The sequence below is a fragment of the Streptomyces sp. NBC_00490 genome (assembly GCF_036013645.1).
Classification (GTDB): domain Bacteria; phylum Actinomycetota; class Actinomycetes; order Streptomycetales; family Streptomycetaceae; genus Streptomyces; species Streptomyces canus_F.
This window is the reverse complement of record NZ_CP107869.1, coordinates 8,005,129-8,022,744: the sequence shown is the minus strand read 5'-3', so window position 1 is coordinate 8,022,744 and position 17,616 is coordinate 8,005,129. Positions and strand designations below refer to the sequence as shown.

Sequence of the window (17,616 nt, the reverse complement as noted above, 5' to 3'; positions counted from 1 at the left end):
CTTGCCTCCTCCCGTTCGGTCTCGAAAGCAGCTTCTTCGAACCCCAGAAGGCGGCACTCGGGCCGAACAGTCCCTTTTCCGAGGGCTGTTGGTCCCGTGCAACGGGCGACGACCAGGACCGTCCGGCCCACCCACATCAGGCGCTTCGGCCGGGCACCGCATCAGGAGCCGGTCGTAGCGTTCACCCGCATGACCGACGCCCGGCCGTGTGCCCGGCCGTGATCAGCGCACCAGCGCCGCTGCCACCATGGGCGGCAGCACGTCGCACAGGTCGGTGACCCGGACATGGCCGGCGTGGTGCGCGGTGAACTGCGCGACGGAGAGGTCCAGGGAGCCGAAGGACTCCTCGAACACTCGGCGGGCGTGCGGCGTGCGGTCCAGCGCCCAGGCGGCCGTCGCCCTGGAGGTGCGCAGGAAGCGGCCGGGCTCGGGTCCGACGACGAACAGTTCGGCGCGCCGGCTCGTGCGGTCGGCGGCAAGCATGACCAGATCCTTGAACGTCTGCCGCTTGCGCATGGCGTCCGCGCCGCGCCACCGCGCCAGTTTGAACTCGGCCACGCGCCGGTTCGTCTCCAGGTCGAACGGTCGGCGCGGATCGTTGCCGGCAGCCAGCGAAGGACGTACGGAGATCTCCTCCCCCTCCTCCAGGAGATGAGGCAGCGCCAAAACGATCCCGGCCGCATGGATGAGGTCGTTCAGCCGGCCGAGGCTCTCACGCACGGTCAGCGCAGCCACCATCAGGTCGGGACTGATTCCCCGAGTGGCGGCCAGGTCACCGACCTGTCTCGCGGGCCTTCCCGCCAGGTCCCGCTCCAGTGAGGCGATGGCCGCGGTCAACGGCTCGGCGCCAAGGAAGTCCGCCAGCAGCGCCACGGCCTCACCCAGTTGAGGAGCATCCATGCCATCGCCCACGTCGTCTGTCATGAACGGCATTGTGCCCGGCGGCGCTTCGGCAGCCGGGCCCGGCCGGCTCTTGCAACAGGGCCGATCGGCCCTCCCAAGACGACCCCGATGGTCTCTGCCGCCATCGCTCGCCGATCCGTCACCGTAGCGGTGTGATGTTCAGGTCCGTCATGCCCGGAGGGATGCACACATGCTGATACACGGTGGCAGGGTGTTGCTCTGGCGCTGGCGGCGCAACTTGCTCAAGCGGCGCTCCGACGTCGCCGAAGCCTGGATCGGCGTCGCAGCAGCGGCGCTGCTCCTGCTCATGGTGCCCGCGGTGGGCGTGGTGACGGCTGCCGTGGGCGAGCGCTCCGCTCTCGACCAGGCGCATGTCCTGCATCGCACTGCAGCGCGCCTCGTCGAGGACGCCCCCGCGACGCCGTCACGGTTCTCCGGGATGGCAGAAGACCACGTGCGGACGACCGTGCGGTGGACGACCCCCGACGGCTCCCCCAAGACCGGTGAGGCCCCAGTGGCAGCGGGCAGCAAGGCGGGCTCCTACACCACGGTGTGGCTCGACGACGCCGACCGCCTCCGTCCCGCACCGCCCACCCCCGCCCAGGCCAGGTCACAGGGAGCCGCCCTCGGCGCGGCCGCCGGGGCAGGTGTGTGCGTACTGGTAGTGGGCGGCTGGTGGGTCGCCCGGGTACGGCTGGATGTGCGGCGCATGGCGCGGTGGGAACGCGCCTGGGCCGAGTTCGACGCCAACCGGGGACACCGGCACGCGTAGAACGCCTCCAACTGCGGGGCCCGCACCGCCGCCGAGGGGACGGAGCAGGGCCAGGTGCAGGCGGACAGCGTTCTACGGCTTCACCAGGGCGACACCAACCAGCCATCGGCGGGAGAGCGTTCCGGAACCGCGAGATAGTGGGCGGGACGACCCGCCCCGGTTCTCGCCCAGCCCCTGCCCTGCAACCTTCCTTGGAATAGGATCTCCCTCAAGCAGAGATGGCGCCCGGCGCGCCGCCAAGGGGGACCGTGTGCCACGCAAGGTAACCGAAGCTGAGGCCATCGAGGCCCTGACAAGCCGCGGAGCGCGCCCGATCGAGCCCTTCCCGGGCACACAACTTCCCTGGATGTGCCTCTGCCTGACATGCAATGCGGTGAGCGCGCCGCGCTACAACGACGTCGTGAACAAGGGAACCGGTGTCTGCAACAAGACCTGCCGGTCTCTCAAGATCGCAGCCAAGCTCACCCGCGATGGGGCGCAGGCTGCTGCCGTCATGCTCACATGGGGCTGGGACCCGCTCGAGGACTATCCGGGGGCTGGCAAGCCGTGGTCGGCCAGATGCGTCCACTGCGGGGTCATCAAGCCGAAGAAGCTGTCCCACGTCCAGAACGGGCGCGGCGGCTGCACCAACTGTGCCGGCCGCGATGTCACCGATGAGCCCGCGCGGAAGCTGATGACGGAGGCTGGTCTGGAGCCCCTGGTCGGCTATCCGGGGTCGCTGCAGCCCTGGTTGTGTCGCTGCATGCGCTGCAGTCACGTCGGCACCCCCACCTATGCGAAGGTCCGCGCCCGCGGTCGCCAATGCTGGTCGTGCCGCTCGGAGAAGATCGCGGACGCGCTGCGGCTCGACGAGGCAGAGGCCATCGCCAGCATGCTGGAGAAGGGACTCGAACCGCTCGTCCCCTATCCGGGCAGCACGGACCTGCCCTGGAGGGCGCGCTGCCTGACGTGTGAGACGGTCCTGGCCCCTGGGCCGACGCTGCACAACATCCGAGGCCCGCAGGGAGGCTGCCCGACCTGCGCCGAGCGCGGCATCAACCCCGCCCGGCCGGGCCACCTCTACCTCGTCGTCCATGATGGCCATCGCGCTCTGAAGTGGGGCATTGCCAACCTCGACCAACGCATCACCCAACACGTGTCCCAGGGCTGGCGACTTGTCGCGCGCTGGAACTTCGAGCTCACCGGTGACGCGTGGGCCTTCGAGCGCCAGATCAAGACCTGGGTGCGCGGCCGGGGAATTCCGCCGGCGCTGACCGCCGGCCAGATGAAGTACGGCGGGCACACAGAGACCGCCTTCCTCGCCGACATCGATCTTGATCTGGTGCGGCAGTACATCGAATCCTTGACCGGCCGTCTGCCCGAACCACCGCAGGTGCCATAGGCCCAACGCTCAGTTCTCGGCGTGGGCCAGCCACAGGTCCGGGCCGAAGACCTCGTAGCGGATGTGCCGGGCGGGGATGCCGGCCTGGAGCAACTGTGCTCGTACAGCGCGCATGAACGGCAGCGAGCCACACAGGTAGACGTCCGCGTCCGCGGGCAGATCCACATCGGCGAGGTCCATCAGGCCGACGCGGGCGCCTGCTTCGCCGGCAGCGTCCTCCTCGCCGTTCCGCGGCAATGCGCGTCTTCGAAGGCCGCCAAGCGTCCAGCCCGGGGCACTTCGGCCCCAGGCCAGAGGCAAATAATCACAAGTCGTCGATCCCGTCAGGACGGCGTCTGCACTCCGGAGCGCCTCGTTTCCCGCCCGGACCGCCACGGCGTCTGATCACGCGATCTCAAGGACATCCCCCACGGGGCGGCGGGGCGTGGCCGGGCCTCGCGGACCGTAGCCCAGACGCAGCACCATCTGCACCTGGCCGGCGCCCAATCCCGGGTCGCGGGCAAGCAGGCGCAGCTCGCGGTCCTCCAGGGCGTGGGAGGTCAGGGAGGTGGCCAGGTCGACCAGGGTGGCCTCCAGCAGGACGCGTTCGAGTGCCTGCCCGGCGCGCAGCCAGTCGGCGGGGCCGTCACCGAGGGTGCTGAGCAGGGCGAGGTGCGGGGTGTGTTCAAAGGTCGTGGTGCCGCGGTCGGCTACCGGCCGGCGTCCGGTGAAGTCACGTACGGGAGCCTTGCCGTCCCATTTACGAGGCCCGAAGGCGTATTCGGGGACGCCGTCGACGGCAGTGTCCGCCTCGGGCCCGAGCCGGGTCCAGCGCACCAGGTCCTCATTGGCCTCGGCGTCCATGAAGTCGCGGCTTTCCGCGTCACGGACGAGGTCGAGTACGGTCTCGGTATGCCACAGGCCGGGGAAGAGCAGCTCGGCCCCTTCCCGCGCGGCAGCATCCTGCAAGGTGGACCGCACGTCCTCGGGCACGCCCTTCTCGGCGAAGGGGTGGCGGCTGGTGTGCCGCTCCCGGACCACCGGGTGCAGCCGGGCCAGGTCGTCGTCCCGGAAGCGCCCCGTGGGGTCGGCCAGGTGCACGGCGGCGAGCAGCAGCGGGTCCTGAGGCTCGGGCAGCAGCCGCGTGTCGGGGACAAGGTCCGCGTGCGCGGCTGCCACCCGTAGATTGAACAGTGCGGCCCCGCAGCCGATGTGCAGCGCCCGGCTGTCCGGATCCGAGCGGGGCATGGCCCGCTCGGGATCGGCGTAGAGCAGCACGAGACGTTCGCCGGTCAGGAAGCGGAAGCGCCACGGCTGGGCGTTGTGCATGGACGGAGCCGTCGTGGCCTCGGCCACCAGTTTCGCCACCGTCTTCTCATCCAGTCGCGGTGCCATGGCATCCTCCTCACGTGCTGCCGATGCGACAGGTCCCAGCCGTCGGGTACCCAGCCGAGCGGATTGCCGCTTCTGCCGGCGCCGCGACGATCCGTTCCCACTCCACTCGCCGAGCCGGGCCGGGCCGGGCCGGGCCGGGATTCGCCGCACGACGCTGTTGCGCCCTACCTCCAGACACCACGCCAGAACACGCCCCGCAAGGACCTCATCGTCCCCCCGCAGGGGCCAATCGGCCCTCTGACACGCGGTCCTTCGGAGTGATCATCGAGTCAGGCGCGGGCGTCGGGATCGGCATCCGCGAGGGCTCCCCGTCCCCACACCGCGCGAGACCTCGGCTCCGGTTCGAAGATCCGTGGCCGTGCGTGGTCCCGGGGTTCAGGTCGCCTTAACGCGGACGAGAGCGTTGTCGCCGCTCCGGCCGGCGAGGTCTACCACGCAGCAGCTCCTCGTTCGCGAGGCCGCCCGCACGCGACGATCTTTACGTGCTCTCCTCCCGCGGAGCGGTTGATCACCCCTCCACCGTAGGGCGGGGCGGATGAAGCGGAAGAGCCGGTGGGCCCCATACGGGTCTGGGTCACGGCGAACGCCGCAGGCCACTCCAGGCAGCGCTCCCTGGGACTGCGTGCCTGCGCTATAGGTCCACGGGACGAGACTGGTGGCCGGCGGCCCGGCGTCGGCAGACTCCCGGCCCTCTTGCGGGGACCTTCGGCCCTGCTCCACGCCTTGCCGCGCTTCCTACTGTGGTGTGGGAAAGGGGTGTGCGATGGCCGAACTGCCCGTCCCTGCCAGCAGCTCCGAGGCGCCGCCCCATGCGGCCGGAGCGCTGATTCGTGGCCGACTGCTCGCCGGTGGCCTGCTGGCCCTGGCGGCCTTGAGCGTGATCAACACGCTGCTCGGTCCCGTCGGGTCCGCCGTGATCGAGTACCCGGTCCCCGACGACGGGGCGCTCAAGAGCCAGCTCGTGGCGCTCGACATCTTCGCGGTCGCCGTCGTCGCCCCGCTCGCGGTGTGCGCCGGCGTCCTCGTGCTGCGCCGGCACCGGCTGGGCGCCATGGTCGCCCTCGCACCGGCCGTATACGCGGCGTACATGGCTCCGCAGTACGTCCTGGGACCGCAGTACCTGCGCTACGACGGCAACAGCGAGGCGTTCTTCCCGCTGCACCTCGCCCTGTTCGTCCTCGGCTGGACCACGGCCGTGCTCGCCTGGCAGCAGTTGGACCCGGCGGCTTGGGTGCCGCCCGCCAGGCGGGAGCGGATCGTCGGCGGCATTCTGATCCCATTCCTGGCTGTCGTGGCCTTCGCGCGCTACATACCTGCTCTTCTCGACGCCGCCGGATCGCACCCCTCGGCCGCGGACTACCAGGAGGGCCCCGGCTACTTCTGGACGATCGCGCTGCTCGACCTCGGCGTGGGCCTGCCCGCCGCCATCGCCGCAGCAGCCGGTATGCGTCACGGAGCTGCGTGGGCCCGCAAGACGGCTCTGGCGCTGTCGGGATGGTTGGCGCTGGTCGGCCCGGCCGTCGGAGCCATGGCAGTCGCCGCCTGGCTGCGGGATCTCCCCGACGCCTCCGCCGGGCAGGCCGCAGCGATGACAGTGCTCGGCCTGCTCTTCACGGCATTGACGCTCACCCTGTTCACCACGCTGCGGCCGGCGCTTCCACAGCCGGTGAAGGAGGCAGCACCATGATCCGAAACCACACGAACGCCCTGATCGCAGCCGCAGCGACGGCTGCCGCCTGGTCGGTCACCGTGCGCCCGAGGCTGCTGCGATGGGGTGCCACCGACGACGAACTGCGCATGACCTACCCGGGCGCCGAGATCGTCCCCGCTGGAAAGCGCGGCGCAACGATGGCGGTGACCATCGACGCACCGGTGTCCCAGGTATGGCCCTGGCTGGTGCAGATGGGCTGCGACCGCGCCGGCTGGTACAGCTGGGACCGCCTCGACAACGCCGGACGCCCCAGCGCCGACCGCATCCACCCGGAGTGGCAGGGCATCGCGCTCGGCGACCACCTCGCCTCGACGCCGAGCGGCAACACCTGGTTCGAGGTCGCGGCCCTGGAGCCGCAGCGCTTCCTGGGGCTGAGGGCCTCGCTGAACCTGTGGGGGCACCCCTTCGACCCCGCCACGGACAGGCCCCGGTACTACAGCGACTCCCTGTGGGGATTCCTGCTCAGCGAGCCCGCACCCGGCCGTACCCGCCTCGTCGTCAGCGGCTACGCAGCGGCACGCCCGGCTCTCCCAGCCGGCTTGGCCAACCTCGTGGTCTGGGAGCCCGCCCACTGGATCATGCAAACCCGGCAGTTCCGCCGTCTGAGGCAGCGGGCTGAGGGCGAACGCGCCGCCCCGGCACGTCGCTGAGAAGGCAGTGCCGTCTGGCCTGTCAGCCGACGTCGTGCGCGCGGCGGTCGCCGTCGGCTTCCGCACCACCCCCACGCCCATCCCGCGGCCGATGCACCGCCTGACGGGCATCGAAGCGGTGGCAGGACGACGGTGGGCGGGGGGACGAGCCGTGTCCGCCCCACCGAATAATCAGACCGAGCGTCTGTCTCCGCTGCAGGGCGAGGGGATCAGAGGTCTTGCGGGTCGACTGGTGTCCTGTGCTGTGTGCGACCCGCCCGTGGGGAAGGCGGACGATGTGTTGCCCGGGGGGATTCCCGTCCGGGTGCGAGAGGCCGCTGTGGTCGTCGAATTCCGACTTCATGCCGTCCATCCTGCTCGACCGGCACCGGCCGCCTGCGGTCAGGCCGTGCTCTGGCAGCCGGAAGGCGATCTCCGGGACGGCTGCCGGGGCGGGCTGGATCCCGGGGTTGCTTGTTTGCCGGTTGCCGGCCCGCATATGCCGTGGAGGAGACAAAGACGAACACGCCGCAGGACGTCCGAGTGTCACGATGCGGTGGTAGGGCCCCGCCGATCCGGATACCGGACTCGGTCGGCGGTCACCCGTCGTGCCTCAGTCTTCCTCTGTCAGATCCGAGGGAGGCGTGCGGCGACGTACTCGGTGAGGTCGAGCAGTCGGTTCGTGTAGCCCCACTCGTTGTCGTACCAGCCGAAGACCTTGACCAGATCGCCGTGCGCCTGCGTCAGCGGGGCGTCCAGGACGCACGAGGCGGGGTCGCCGACGACGTCGCGGGAGACGATTGGGGCGTCCGAGACGCGCAGGATGCCCTTCAGCGGCCCGTCGGCGGCCTCCCGGAACGCGGCGTTGACCTCGTCCGCAGTCACGGGCCGCTCCAGAACCACGCTCAGGTCGGTCAGCGAGCCGTCCTCGACCGGCACGCGGACGGCGATGCCGTCCAAGGTCCCGGTCAGCTCCGGCAGGACCAGGCCGACCGCGCGGGCAGCGCCGGTGGACGTGGGGATGATGTTGACGGCGGCGCTGCGACCGCGGCGCAGGTCCTTGTGCGGGCCGTCGAGGACCACCTGGTCGTTGGTGTAGCCGTGGATGGTGGTCATCAGGCCCTTGACCAGGCCGAAGTGCTCGTCGAGCACCTTCACCATGGGCGCCACGCAGTTGGTGGTGCACGAGGCGTTGGAGACCACGTGGTCGCTTTCCGGGACGTACGTGGCCTCATTGACGCCCATCACGATCGTGGCGTCAACTCCCTTGCCCGGCACGGAGAGCAGTACCTTGCGGGCGCCCGCCTTCAGGTGCAGACCGGCCTGCTCACGGGTGCGGAAGCGGCCGGTCGACTCGATGACCACGTCCACACCGAGGTGTCCCCAGTCCAGCTCGGCCGGGTCACGCTCGGCGGTCACGGCGATGCGGTGGCCGTCGACGGTGATCGAAGTGTCGTCGTGTTCGACAGTGCGGGCGAGGCGGCCATACGTCGAGTCGTACGCCAGCAGATGGGCCAGTGCGTCCGGCGAGGTGAGGTCGTTGATCGCCACGACCTCGACCGGTGCGCCGGTACCGCTCTCCGCGCGCTCCAGCACGCAGCGCAGATAGTTCCGTCCGATGCGGCCGAAGCCGTTGATGCCCACGCGCACGGTCATGTCCGTCGCCCTCCCGCTCAGTGGCGCCCGGCGGTGTCCGGGTGCGCTGCCAGCCTGGCGGCCGGGGAGGGGGTTCGGCTTGGGCCGCACGGGGGTCAGGTGAGGGACGTTCGGCCCTGCGGGCTTTTCGGCTGCGAGTGGAGGCTCAGCGCCCTTCGTGCCGCAGCCGGTCCTGGGCCTGCGTGGCAATGACCGCCGCCTGGATGCGCCGCTCCACACCAAGCTTGGCGAGCAGGCGGGAGATGTGGTTCTTGACGGTCTTCTCGGCGAGGTAGAGCCGCTGACCGATCTGGCGGTTGGTCAGGCCCTCGCCGATCAGGGCCAGGATCTCCCGCTCGCGGGTGGTGAGCCCCGGCAGGGCGTCCGGCTCCTCCTCGGGCTGCTGGTCCTTGCGCAGCCGGGCCATCAGCCGGGTGGTGGCGCTCGGGTCGAGCAGAGACTGGCCCGCGGCCACTGTGCGCACAGCCGAGACCAGGTCGGAGCCCTGGATCTGCTTCAGCACGTATCCGGAGGCGCCGGCCATGATCGAGTCGAGCAGGGCCTCCTCATCGTCGAAGGAGGTGAGCATCAGGCAGGCCAGCTCCGGCATCTGGGAGCGCAGCTCCCGGCAGACGGTCACTCCGTCGCCGTCGGGCAGGCGCACGTCGAGCACGGCCACCTGCGGGCGCAGCGCGGGGACGCGGACCAGTGCCTGCTCCACGTTCGCGGCCTCGCCGATCACGGTGATGTCCGGTTCGTCGTTCAGCAGGTCGTGTACCCCCCGGCGTACCACCTCGTGGTCGTCCAGCAGGAAGACCCGGATCGGGTTGTCTGGTCCGGGTCGCTCGCTGTCCGCCATCGACGGCTCCTGTCCTGTGTCGTCATTCTCCGGCACGGAACCGCCGGATGGGCGGGACCGGTCCTTCCCTGTCACAGATCTTGCGCGATTCCGGGCCGAACGGCCAGGGCCGACCGGCCCTTTTCGCTCCGCTGTTCCCGCATTCCCCCGCGTACCGGTTTTGATCGCCTACCCGGCGCCGGCCGGTGCCGAACGCCGAGGTGACCCGGGTGTGCCTTCTTCACCATTGGGGACCATGCCGTCCGAGTCGGGACCATCGGCTCCTGGAACCGCGGCCGCCCCCTCGTAAGGCTCGGGACATGGGCCGACGCCATCGTCCGCGGCCCGCTGGTCCCGTATCCGGAGGTCGCTTCCCATGATTCGCCCCATCACCGTCGGCCTGGGCGGCTCCCCCGAAAGCGTCGCCGCCGCTGACTGGGCAGCCCGCGAGACACAGCGCCGCGATCTGCCGCTGCATCTGGTGCATGCCCGGATCCGGCAGCCGCACGACGTGCCCGTCGCACAGGATCTGGACACGCAGAAGCACTGGGCACTGCGCATACTGCGGGAGGCCGAGGAGGAGCTGCGCGGGCGGCATCCGGAACTGACGGTCAGCACCGAGTCAGATATCCGACACCGCGGCCGGGGTGCTGCTGGGCCAGGCTGAGAAGGCCCAGATGCTGGTGCTGGGCTCCAGCGGTCACGGCGCCATCGCAGGGTTCCTGCTCGGTTCCGTGGGGCAGCAGGTGCTGGCTCGGGCGAACGGCCCGGTGGTCATGGTGCGGGCGAACGCCCGCTCGGCCGCCAAGCACGACGGTGGAGATGTCGTGGTCGGGCTCGACGACCTCGACGGCCCGGCCGGGCCGCTGCTGGAGTTCGCCTTCGAGACGGCCGCCGCCCGCAGAACCGCGCTGCGCGCTGTGCACGCGCCGAGTCTGCCGCCGCTGTACGGATACGGCCCCGCTGTGGGGCAGCCGGCCAGCCAGGATGGCGGTATCACGGGTCAGGCGGAGGAGGCACTGTCCGACGCCCTCAGGCCGTGGCGGGAGAAGTACCCGCAGGTCCCGGTCGCCTGCACGGTCGATCTCGCCCGTGCGTCCGGAGTCGTACTGCAGGCCGCCGCGCAGGCCGGACTCGTAGTGGTCGGCCGCAGGGTGCACCGGCCCGCTCTCGGTATGCGCATCGGGCCGGTCGCCCATGCCGTCCTGCACCACGCCGTCGCCCCGGTCGCCGTCGTCCCGCACGGCTGAGGGCCGGTTTCCGCACGGTTGAGGGCCGAGGGGCCCCACACGCGAGGACGTCCAGGACCTGCCCGCCGCGTCGGGGCCCGTTCGACGCTGGAACCGCACCGAACAGACAGAACCGAGGAGCATCAAAATGAAGGCAGCAGTCGTCCGGTCCTTCGGCCAGCCGCTGGTGATCGAGGAGCGCCCGGACCCGCAGCCCGGCCCCGGCCAGATCCGCATCCGGCTGGAGGCGTCCGGGCTGTGCCACACCGACATCCACGCCGCCCACGGCGACTGGCCGGTCAAGCCGACCCCGCCATTCATCCCCGGTCACGAGGGCGTCGGCATCGTCGAGGCGCTCGGAGACGGGGTGACTCATCTGGAGGTCGGGCAGCGGGTGGCCGTCCCCTGGCTGGGCTGGGCCTGCGGGCGGTGCGAGCACTGCCTGTCCGGCTGGGAGACACTGTGCGAGCAGCAGCAGAACACCGGCTACAGCGTGGACGGCGGCTACGCCGAGAAGATGCTCGCCCCCGCGGACTTCGCCGCTGTGGTCCCCGACGGCATCGACCCGCGCGACGCCGCCCCGCTGACCTGCGCCGGCGTCACGACGTACAAGGCGCTCAAGGTTGCCGGCGTCCGCCCGACCCAGCTGGTGGCGATCTCCGGTGTCGGCGGTCTCGGACACCTCGCCGTGCAGTACGCGAAGATCGCCGGGGCGACCGTCGCCGCGATCGACGTCACCGACGAGAAGCTCGAACTCGCCCGGGAGCTCGGCGCGGACATTCTCATCGATGCCCGCAAGGAGGACCCGGCCGAGGTGCTCAAGCAGCACGGGGGCGCCCACGCGGCCATCGCGCTGGCCGTCAACGAGCAGGCGTTCGCGTCCGTCTACGGCGGACTGCGGCGCGGCGGCAAGTTGGTCATGGTCGCCCTGCCCGCCGGCGGAACCATTCAGGTGCCGATCTTCGACACCGTGCTCAACGGCACCTCCGTCATCGGCTCGATCGTCGGCACCCGCCAGGACCTGGACGAGGTGTTCCAGCTGCACGCCGCCGGACGCACCAAGGTGATCTACGAAACCCGGCCGCTGGAGACCGTCAACGACTCCATCGCCGAAGTCCTCAACGGTCAGATCAAGGCACGCATCGTCTTCGAGATGTGAAACACCCGCGCGGGTCCGCCGCACGTCGTACGCCGACCGGCCACGACGCCCGGCGGACACGACCGGGCCCCACAACTTCCCACGGGACAGCAGGCTGAAAGGGCACACCGTCATGGTCCGTTACGTGTACGACTTCGCCGCGGGCGGCCGTGACATGGCCGACCTGCTCGGCGGCAAGGGCGCCAACCTGGCCGAGATGACCCGGATGGGCCTGCCGGTGCCGCCCGGGTTCACCGTCACCACCGAAGCCTGCCGCTCCTTCCTGGCCACCGGCACCGAGCCGGACAGCCTGGCCCGCGCGATCTCCGATCATCTGACGGCCTTGGAGGAGGCGGCCGGACGGCGGCTGGGCCAGCCGGACGACCCGCTGCTGCTGTCCGTCCGCTCCGGGGCCCGGTTCTCCATGCCCGGCATGATGGAGACGATCCTGGACATCGGTCTCAACGACGAGTCCGTGCTCGGGCTGGCGAAGTCCTCCGGGAACGAACGCTTCGCCTGGGACTCCTACCGCCGCCTCGTGCAGATGTTCGGCAGCACCGTCATGGGCGTCGGCAGTGCACTGTTCGAAGACGCCATGACCCGCCTCAAGGAGGCCCGGGGCGCGCCGGACGATCTAAGCCTTGACGCGGCCGATCTGGCCGGGCTCGTCGAGATCTCCAAGGAGCTGATCCGTCAGGAGACGGGCGAGTACTTCCCGCAGTCCCCTGCCGAGCAGCTGCGCCGAGCGGTCCTGGCCGTCTTCGAGTCCTGGAACGGCGAACGCGCCCGCCTCTACCGCCGCCGCGAACACATCCCCGACGACCTCGGCACCGCGGTCAATGTACAGACCATGGTCTTCGGCAACCTCGGGCCCGACTCCGGCAGCGGCGTCGCCTTCACCCGCGACCCGGCCACCGGCGCCCGAGGCGTGTACGGCGACTACCTGTCCAACGCTCAGGGCGAGGACGTCGTCGCGGGCATCCGCAACACCGTCCCGCTGACCGACCTGGAGCACCTGGATCCGACGTCGTACGCCCAACTGCTCGAACACATAAGGACGTTGGAGACTCACTACCGGGACCTGTGCGACATCGAGTTCACCATCGAGCGGGGCCGACTGTGGATGCTGCAGACCCGGGTCGGCAAGCGCACCGCCGAGGCCGCCTTCGCCATCGCCGCGGAGCTCGTCGACGAGGAACTGATCACCCCGGACGAGGCCCTGGCACGGGTCAGCGGCGACGGGCTGGCCCGGCTGATGTTCCCCCGCTTCAACACCCCGGCCGTCGGTGAGGCGCTCGCGCACGGCATCCCGGCCTCGCCGGGTGCCGCCGTCGGCGCCGCGGTGTTCGACTCCGTCGAGGCGGTCCGGCGCGCCGCCGCCGGGGAGAAGGTCGTCCTCGTACGTCAGGAGACCACCCCCGACGACCTGCCCGGCATGGTCGCCGCCCAGGCCGTGCTGACCAGCCGGGGCGGCAAGACCAGCCACGCGGCCGTGGTCGCCCGCGGCATGGGCAAGGTCTGCGTGTGCGGTGCCGAGGAAATCACCGTGGATCCGCAGGGCCGTCGCTTCAGCGTGGGCGGCACCGTCGTCGAGGAGGGCACGGTCATCTCCGTCGACGGCACCGAAGGCGCGGTCTACCCCGGGGCGGCTGCGCTGGTCGACTCCATCGTGATGCGGTACTTCGAGACCGGCGGGCAGGGTGAGCGAGCGGCCGGACTGGTCGACGCCGTGGCCCGCGCCATGCGACAAGCCGACGGCGTACGGCGGTTGGGTGTGCGAGCCAACGCCGACACCCCCGAGGACGCCGCCCGCGCCCGCCGGTTCGGCGCGCAGGGCATAGGACTGTGCCGCACCGAGCACATGTTCCTCGGCGACCGCCGCCAGCTGGTCGAGGCGATGATCCTGGCCCGCACCGACGCCGAACGCGAACGGGCCTTCGACGCGCTGCTGCCGCTCCAGCGGCAGGACTTCGTCGGCATCCTGGAGGCGATGGACGGCCTGCCGGTCACCATCCGCCTCCTCGACCCGCCCCTGCACGAGTTCCTGCCCGACCGCACCGAACTCGCCGTACGCCTCGCCGCCGCCGAGGCCCACGGCAACCCACCCAGCGAGCACGACTCCGAACTGCTCGACGCCGTCAACCGCATGCACGAGGAGAACCCGATGCTCGGCCTGCGCGGCGTACGCCTGGGCCTGGTGGCACCGGGCCTGGTCGCCATGCAGGTACGGGCCATCGCCGAGGCGGTTGTCGAACGCAAGCGCGCCGGGGGCAATCCGCAGGCGGAAATCATGGTGCCGCTGATCGACACGGTCGAGGAACTGCGGATTGTGCGCGAGGAGGTGGAGCAGGTCCTGGCCGAGGTCAGCAGGGCCACCGGTGTCCCTGTGGAGTGCCCGGTCGGCACGATGATCGAGCTGCCGAGGGCTGCTCTGACGGCGGGCCGGATCGCCGAGGAGGCACAGTTCTTCTCCTTCGGCACCAACGACCTGACCCAGACCACCTGGGGCTTCTCCCGCGACGACGTCGAGGCGGCCTTCTTCTCCGCCTACCTCGACAAGGGCATCTTCAAGGCGTCCCCGTTCGAGACCATCGACCGCGAGGGTGTGGGCCGCCTGGTCGAGATCGCGGTCGCCGAGGGCCGTGCGGCCCGGCCCGGGCTGAAGATCGGTGTCTGCGGCGAGCACGGCGGTGACCCGGATTCCGTGCACTTCTTCCACGGCGTGGGGCTGGACTACGTCTCCTGTTCGCCATTCCGTGTCCCGGTCGCCCGTTTGGAGGCCGGACGAGCCGCACTCCCCGAGACGCAGACCAGCGACAGCCGGTGACACACCCCGCAGGGCCGGAGGCGAAAGGCCCGGCCTCGGCCCGGCGGGCCGCCGGCCGCAAGTGAGATGACGATGTGCGGCGGTCGCCGCCGCACCTATTCGGAGACAGGCAAGATGGAGACAACGTTTCGAGGCGTCGGCGTCAGCCACGGTGTGGCGATCGGCGCGGTACGGCATATGGGGGCCGCGGTCCTTCAGCCGCCCGACCGGCGGATCCCGGCCGAGGCCGTGCGGGGTGAACAGGGCCGCGCCCGGCGGGCGGTGGACACGGTCGCCGCAGATCTCACGGCGCGCGGTGACCTGGCCGGCGGTGAGGCACAAGCGGTCCTCGAAGCCCAGGCCCTGATGGCCCAGGACCCCGAACTCATAGCCGATGTCGAGCGGCGTATCGCCGGGGGCAGTTGCGCCGAGCGCGCGGTCTTCGACGCCTTCGCCGCCTACCGGGCGCTGCTGGCCCAGGCGGGTGAGTACCTCGCGGGCCGGGTCGCGGACCTGGACGACGTACGTGACCGCATCATCGCCCGGCTGCTGGGCGTGCCCATGCCGGGCCTGCCGGACAGCAAAGAACCCTACGTGCTGCTCGCCCGCGACCTGGCCCCGGCCGACACCGCGCTGCTCGACCCGGACCTGGTCCTGGGCTTCGTCACCGAGCAGGGCGGGCCGACCAGCCACAGCGCCATCCTCGCCCGCGCCCTGGGCGTACCGGCGGTCGTGGCGCTGCCCGGCGCCACCGGGGTGGCCGAAGGCACCGTCGTCGCGGTCGACGGCAGCACCGGCGAAGTGTTCCTGGAACCGGATGCCCGCACGCGGGCAGAGCTGGAGCGCCAGGCCGCCGCCCACGAGGCGGCCCTGGCCTCCGCCTCCGGTCCTGGGGCCACCGCGGACGGACACCGGGTGCCGCTCCTGGCGAACATCGCCGGCCCCGCGGACGTACCGGCCGCCCTCGCGGCGGGGGCCGAAGGCGTCGGCCTCTTCCGCACCGAGTTCCTCTTCCTCGACGACAGCAGGCAGGCGCCGTCCGAGGAACGTCAAGTGGATGCGTACCGCAAGGTGTTCGAGGCATTCCCCGAGGGCCGGGTGGTGGTCCGAGTGCTGGACGCGGGCGCCGACAAGCCACTGGACTTCCTCACCCCGGCCGACGAGCCGAACCCGGCGCTGGGCGTGCGCGGGCTACGTACACTGCTCGACCACCCCGACGTGCTGCAGTCGCAGCTACGGGCGCTGGCCACGGCGGCCGCGGGCCTGCCGGTACAGCTGGAGGTGATGGCGCCGATGGTCGCGGACCGCGCGGACGCCCAGGCGTTCGTCGACGCCTGCCGTCAGGCGGGCCTGCGGGCGAAGATCGGCGCGATGGTCGAGATTCCCTCGGCCGCGTTGCGCGCCCGGTCCATCCTTCAGGAGGCCGGGTTCCTGTCACTGGGCACCAACGACCTCGCGCAGTACACCTTCGCCGCCGACCGACAGGTGGGCGCGCTCGCGCGACTGCAGGACCCATGGCAGCCCGCCCTGCTCGACCTCATCGCTGCGGCCGCCGACGCCGCGACCGCCGAAGGCAAGAGCTGCGGGGTGTGCGGCGAGGCCGCCGCCGATCCACTGCTCGCCTGCGTGCTCACCGGACTCGGCGTCACCAGCCTGTCCATGGGCGCCGCAGCACTGCCCTATGTACGCGCCGAACTGGCCCGGCATACCCTCGCCCAGTGCCGGCGAGCAGCCGCTGCAGCCCTCGCCGCGGACACCGCCGAGGAGGCACGCGCAGCAGCCCGCACCGCCCTGTCCGGGATGGACGAGCCGGTCAGTGCGACTGCCGGATGCCATTGACCGCCCCGCGCCCGGTCGCATCCGCCGGCACTCGGCACCGGAAAGTACGGAAGCGGCCGGGTGCAGTCCGGCCGACTGCGGGCCATCGCGGCTTGAACCCTGCGGCATTGCGCATCCCCACCGCGCCCTCAGCTCTGCCGTCTTCGTGTCAGCGGTGAGTGCAACTGTCCTGCTCCGCCTGATGGTTGCGTTCCTCCCGGCCGCCCCACGGCGGGGTGGGACAGCCGTCCCCGCCTTTGCCGTGGTGATCTCGTCACCGACCGTGTCCAGCCGAGGAGAGGGCGGTTCGGCCCGGGAGCTCGGGACCGGTTGGCCCCTGCACCGCCAAGCCGGTGCGCGGGAGGCTGAAGAGGCATCAGGGGCCGGCTACCCGGGACACTCCAACGGGACAACAGCGACGGACCGGCCGCCCTCACCCGCGAGTTCCGGCCCCCGATGCCCACCGCAGGAGCACATCGCCCAGCGGGGATACGGGACCGTTTGCGCGGGTCGTACGCAAGGGAAACCGAGCGCACCCCGCATGCACCGGTGGAGAAGGGAACTGCCGTGAAGACCTGCAAGGTCGGCGAAGTGATGACCTCCGAGGTCATCGAGGCGCGCCGGGAGACACCGTTCAAGGACGTCGCACAGCTGCTGGCTCGGCATCGGATCAGCGGGCTGCCCGTGGTGGACGCCGACGACAAGGTCCTCGGCGTGATCTCCGAGACCGACCTGATACGCCGACAGGCGGCTCAGGCCGAACCGGACCACCGGGGACGCCGCTTCCGGCTGCCGCCGCTACGCCGCACGGGGCGAAGCGCGGCCGCCAAGGCCCGTGCCATGACCGCCGGGCAGCTGATGTCGACACCCGCGATCACGGTGCACCCGGAACAGCGCGTCGCGGACGCCGCACGGGTGATGGAGCGCCACCACATCGAACGGCTTCCGGTGGTGGACGAGGAGGACCGTCTGATCGGCATCGCTACGCGCCGTGACCTGCTGCGGGTCTTCCTGCGTACCGACGGGGAGATCCGCCAGGAGATCATCGACGAGGTCCTCACCCGCGCCATGTGTCTGCCGCCCCACACCGTCATCGTCTCGGTCCACGACGGCACGGCCACGCTGGAGGGGCGCCTGGAACGCCGCAGCGACATCCCGCTGGTGGTCCAGCTGGCCTGGCGGGTGGACGGCGTGGTGGGCGTGATGAACCGCCTCACCTTCCGCGTCGACGACACCCGCCCTCGCGAGACGCACCCCTCGCGCCGGATCGCCCACGACTGGCTCCCCGAGCGGTAGTCCCGGGCGCCGCTTAGGCGGCGCTCAGGGAGGACCGGCAAGCGCATACCCCCCACCATCACCCCGGGACGTCCGCAGCGCCTACA

14 protein-coding genes and 1 pseudogene are annotated in these 17,616 nt (G+C 71.0%); 10 read left to right on the top strand and 5 right to left on the bottom strand.

What is annotated here, in order from left to right; genetic code table 11:
* Positions 1 to 222: 222 nt before the first annotated feature.
* Complete coding sequence (locus OG381_RS36525; RefSeq protein WP_327720250.1) at positions 223 to 924, bottom strand: PE-PGRS family protein; 702 nt, start codon at positions 922 to 924, stop codon at positions 223 to 225.
* 169 nt (positions 925 to 1,093) lie between these two features.
* Here OG381_RS36525 and OG381_RS36520 point away from each other — a divergent pair, with 169 nt between their 5' ends.
* Positions 1,094 to 1,675 (top strand): Rv1733c family protein, encoded by a 582-nt coding sequence (locus OG381_RS36520; RefSeq protein ID WP_327720249.1) that lies wholly within the window; start codon positions 1,094 to 1,096, stop codon positions 1,673 to 1,675.
* Between the two features lie 250 nt (positions 1,676 to 1,925).
* The gene (locus tag OG381_RS36515; protein WP_327720248.1) at positions 1,926 to 3,056 is read left to right on the top strand and encodes a hypothetical protein; all 1,131 of its coding nucleotides are present in this window, start codon (positions 1,926 to 1,928) and stop codon (positions 3,054 to 3,056) included.
* 9 nt (positions 3,057 to 3,065) lie between these two features.
* Here OG381_RS36515 and OG381_RS36510 read toward each other — a convergent pair.
* Positions 3,066 to 3,278, bottom strand: a pseudogene (locus OG381_RS36510) (hemin transporter); the annotation flags it as partial.
* Positions 3,279 to 3,440: 162 nt separating this feature from the next.
* A complete protein-coding gene (locus OG381_RS36505; protein ID WP_327720247.1) occupies positions 3,441 to 4,430 on the bottom strand; it encodes an Acg family FMN-binding oxidoreductase in 990 nt (329 codons plus the stop codon).
* 763 nt (positions 4,431 to 5,193) lie between these two features.
* Here OG381_RS36505 and OG381_RS36500 point away from each other — a divergent pair.
* Both OG381_RS36500 and OG381_RS36495 read left to right on the top strand, forming a co-directional pair.
* Positions 5,194 to 6,117: a hypothetical protein gene (locus tag OG381_RS36500; RefSeq protein WP_327720246.1), complete on the top strand. Its 924-nt coding sequence runs from the start codon at positions 5,194 to 5,196 to the stop codon at positions 6,115 to 6,117.
* Positions 6,114 to 6,791, top strand: coding sequence for a hypothetical protein (locus OG381_RS36495; RefSeq protein WP_327720245.1), 678 nt, complete (start codon positions 6,114 to 6,116; stop codon positions 6,789 to 6,791). The genes OG381_RS36500 and OG381_RS36495 overlap by 4 nt, the downstream gene beginning before the upstream one ends.
* A 606-nt stretch (positions 6,792 to 7,397) precedes the next feature.
* Here the strand turns inward: OG381_RS36495 and gap are convergent.
* Together gap and OG381_RS36485 are read right to left on the bottom strand one after the other, a co-directional pair.
* Positions 7,398 to 8,426: a type I glyceraldehyde-3-phosphate dehydrogenase gene (gap, locus tag OG381_RS36490; RefSeq protein ID WP_327720244.1), complete on the bottom strand. Its 1,029-nt coding sequence runs from the start codon at positions 8,424 to 8,426 to the stop codon at positions 7,398 to 7,400.
* A gap of 145 nt (positions 8,427 to 8,571) precedes the next feature.
* Positions 8,572 to 9,264, bottom strand: a complete 693-nt coding sequence (locus OG381_RS36485) for a response regulator transcription factor (RefSeq protein ID WP_327720243.1) — start codon at positions 9,262 to 9,264, stop codon at positions 8,572 to 8,574.
* Positions 9,265 to 9,619: 355 nt separating this feature from the next.
* Between OG381_RS36485 and OG381_RS36480 the strand changes: the two genes are divergently transcribed.
* From OG381_RS36480 to OG381_RS36455, 6 genes are all read left to right on the top strand, one after another.
* Positions 9,620 to 9,910, top strand: coding sequence for a universal stress protein (locus OG381_RS36480; protein ID WP_327720242.1), 291 nt, complete (start codon positions 9,620 to 9,622; stop codon positions 9,908 to 9,910).
* Positions 9,891 to 10,493, top strand: coding sequence for a universal stress protein (locus OG381_RS36475; RefSeq protein WP_327720241.1), 603 nt, complete (start codon positions 9,891 to 9,893; stop codon positions 10,491 to 10,493). The genes OG381_RS36480 and OG381_RS36475 overlap by 20 nt, the downstream gene beginning before the upstream one ends.
* A gap of 127 nt (positions 10,494 to 10,620) precedes the next feature.
* Complete coding sequence (gene adhP / locus OG381_RS36470) at positions 10,621 to 11,631, top strand: alcohol dehydrogenase AdhP (protein ID WP_327720240.1); 1,011 nt, start codon at positions 10,621 to 10,623, stop codon at positions 11,629 to 11,631.
* Between the two features lie 112 nt (positions 11,632 to 11,743).
* Positions 11,744 to 14,437 (top strand): pyruvate, phosphate dikinase, encoded by a 2,694-nt coding sequence (gene ppdK, locus OG381_RS36465; RefSeq protein ID WP_327720239.1) that lies wholly within the window; start codon positions 11,744 to 11,746, stop codon positions 14,435 to 14,437.
* A gap of 114 nt (positions 14,438 to 14,551) precedes the next feature.
* Positions 14,552 to 16,255: a phosphoenolpyruvate--protein phosphotransferase gene (gene ptsP / locus OG381_RS36460; RefSeq protein WP_327720238.1), complete on the top strand. Its 1,704-nt coding sequence runs from the start codon at positions 14,552 to 14,554 to the stop codon at positions 16,253 to 16,255.
* A 546-nt stretch (positions 16,256 to 16,801) separates the two neighbouring features.
* Positions 16,802 to 17,530, top strand: coding sequence for a CBS domain-containing protein (locus OG381_RS36455; RefSeq protein ID WP_327720237.1), 729 nt, complete (start codon positions 16,802 to 16,804; stop codon positions 17,528 to 17,530).
* Positions 17,531 to 17,616 lie beyond the last annotated feature (86 nt).